Raw genomic sequence first — 3,314 nt, forward strand, 5'->3', positions numbered from 1 at the left:
TCGGAGATGACGATAGATTGAGTTTGGCCGTTACCTCAGAGCAGACCTTTGCAATGGGTTCATCCAGCTTTGCTCTTTTGGCCGGAATGCTATTATCAGGAACGCCGTTATTACGAAAGGCTTTATTTATTTCTCCACCAATATGACCATCCATAGTTAACCTCCCTACAACCATATAAAGGATTAAGTTGAAACTGTTTAATCATTTGACCTTTATGTAGTACGAAAGTTCAATTTTGATAGTTGTTCGTTGCCGTGGAAGGAATTGACCAATCTCGAAAAACTCATCATGGCCAGACTGGTATCATGTATCCAATGCGTCACAAATCGAATTCAGATTCACGCTGTTAATAAACTCTTCGGCAATTTTGTCCATATCATCGTTTTTGAGCACCAGAGCGTTAACGGCGTTATGTGCCTGCCGTAAGCAAGCATTATTAACAGAATCTTGAAAAATGAAACAACTATCAATATCATCCATCATGGCAAACAGCTCTAGTGGTGAGGATGGATCATGAGCACCATACTCGTTCATTTCGCCAGTGTCGCACCCAACGTTAGCAGCGGCCCAACAAAACGTTAAGCTACCGCCTTGCGAGTTTGTCAATCCATGAAGATAATGACAAAAGGCGTGTACAATCGCTCGCTTGCATTTGCCCGTTGACGCATCAACAATATTTCTCTCCGGAATTTTCAATGCTCTCAGAGCTTGACGATGTCGTATTCTCGTTGCCTTACAGGTACTGACTTTTTGTAATATCTTCTTTAATTCCGGGCGCTTCTCAGCTCTCATTTGAAGCAGGGCTGCAGCTTTTGTATCAATTACTTCCTCGGGCAAGGCCACTTGTCCCATGATAATCACCGGACGGTGATGGGTCTTGTCCGAGACAAATTTCGGAAACGCGGGACGGCGCACCAGCATTCGCTCTATATTTGGAATGCCCTCAGGTTCGAACGTCCAGGCGGGTTGCATTGAGGAGCTGGCAATTTTCTTTTCAAGGTATGGCGAAAAACCATCATGACAATGAGTCACGAGCAGGGTAGTACCTTTGCTCTTTTGGAATCCTTTATAAGCCAACTGCCATACCTGGCTATTTTTTTCCCTGGACAATAGTTGCCTATAAAACTTTGTTAGACACTGGCTGGCTTTAGCCTTCAGTTCATCGACAGCTTCCAGACACACCAACATCTGATGATGTCGAGCAGCATCTATAATAGAGCCCTCATAAATCGGCAGTGGATCCAACCAACCCGATTCCATGACTTCAAGGGCAAAATGAATGACCGAAGGTTTCATTAAGTCACTGCCTCTCAGTGTTTTCACAATTAAGTACAACCACAGGTCAATGATTGCTCCGCCCTGAAGCATCATTTTTGAATGGAGCAACTTGAGTTGTTCAGTGACCTGATTTTCATCGCTGTCGTATAATATTTTTCTTAATGCCTTCGATATCGGTTTAACTTCGCTCTCGTAATAGCCCAATGCTCCTGGCTCCAGCGACTCGATAATTGAAACACCCATGGAAAAACTGGCCAGATCTTTTTCCTCCCATAGGTTCTTTAGTATTTCGGAGGTACTTAGATTGGTTTCTGGCAACAGACTTTTTGTCTCAAGAGGTTTGTTCAGTTCCTCAAGGCTCAGTCCACAGGCTTTAGCCAGAGCTCGCTGTTGTGCTAAATCAGCCCCTTTCAGGAGATCTTTCAGAAGATCCTTGCTCTTCTTTAGCTCAGTACTGGAATCAGGGAGCTTTCTGATGGGCTGAAAGTCAGGTGTGATTTTTGTCCTCTCTACTGGTGCCCCGCCTAAATCTGCAGACTCCCAAGTCTGGCCTCCATCCCGGGAATACTCAGCAAAGCTGTGTCTTTGGTTTTTAATTTGCCGACATGGAATTCCGAAATAACGACAAAAAGCAATAAAAACAGGTACACGATGACGACAGCTACCTTGTTGCCGTGTTACGAGGAATTGAAAGAAATTTTCCTCATCTTTTGGTTCGATCCTACCGGAAAACTGTTTGCAATAGTCAGTGATCGCTCTGATTCGTTGCTCCTTGTTTTTGGCGTTTTTTATTTTCTGCAAACCCGCCCGTGCTTTGGGTCGTTGATGCTTAATGGTCACAAACACTTTGCTCAGAACTTTTTTCATACCTTTTGAACAGTGGCTGTCAAGCCATGTTGATGGTTCGGGTCTGGCTTCTTTAACAGGTGCTTTTTTGCCCGGTTCTCCGGGTTGTACGACATAAGTAAACTGAATAGGCTGCCTGGTTTTAGCCTGAGGAGTCAACAGTGTGTGAAGCCCGGTATAATGATCCCTGATCAGGGTAAATGGGAGATCAGGTTTCATGCGCAAGGCCACGATGTAGTCGTCAGGAGTGAGGCTGGGCAATGCATATTTACCCTTCTTCGATGACCGCTTAACAGTCGCCAGCGTTTGATCTCTGGTTAATATCAGTGTCTGGTCAGGCCCCGGTAACCGATCAGGTATGAGGGTCTCGAACCCCTGAATGTGTTGATCATTAAGATCAATATGTTCGATATCACCCCTGGCAGACACATTTATATCCTCTGCCCACCAACGATACATCCAGGAAGAAGGATTCCGCGTATTAAAAATTTCATGATCATTAAATTTTGGCCTTTCCAGTTTCTCATAGTTCGTGCTCCGATCCAGCGTCTTAGCCCGTATCTTGAGGACTTCTGGTTTGTATTTTTCAGGCGTGCTATCACCGTCCATAGCCAACACTTTGTTACTACAATCGCCAACCCAATGGTTTGGGTGATTACTTATCTGATGCCAAAAAGCAGGCCAGAATTGAACAGCATTGGAGTTCCATGTGCTTATACGCTGATCAGCCTCCTGAAGATAAGGCTGGGAAGCCGGTAATTTCAGCGTTTGTTCCTGTTCTTCGGTCAGTGGAAATACGCTATTGGCGTCCACGCCCGTCCGGCTATATTCACGATTAAACCAGCTTTGCTGCCAGTGTCGGTATAGTGCCCGGGTGAGCATATCGTCCGACCGATCCGGCTCCGGGGAAAGACCGGATGCCAGCCACCTGGCTTGAACGACCCTTTTGATGATTTCCGTCTTGGCTTCCTTTTTATGCAGACGAGCGTTAATACGAATTTCATGGCGTTTTTCATCAATGCTGTTGTGATCACTGAGTCGTATCAACCACGGACGATCAATGTTCGGTACTGTTTGGTTGAACCATTCGCAAAGTCCGGAATCAAATTCACTGTTATTCAGGGCAAGAGTCGATGACTCTGGCAGTTCCTCCAGTGACAGGTTGGCGGCCATCAGATAAAGCCGGTAG

The 3,314-nt window shown here is 45.5% G+C and carries 1 protein-coding gene; it reads right to left on the reverse strand.

From position 1 onward, the window contains the following. Positions 1-304: 304 nt before the first annotated feature. Positions 305-3,314 (reverse strand): transglutaminase-like domain-containing protein (locus KDK17_RS02775; protein WP_257287294.1); only part of this gene is annotated, 3,010 nt, incomplete at its 5' end.

Origin of the sequence: Endozoicomonas sp. SESOKO2, assembly GCF_024606245.1 — a bacterium.
GTDB lineage: Bacteria > Pseudomonadota > Gammaproteobacteria > Pseudomonadales > Endozoicomonadaceae > Endozoicomonas_A.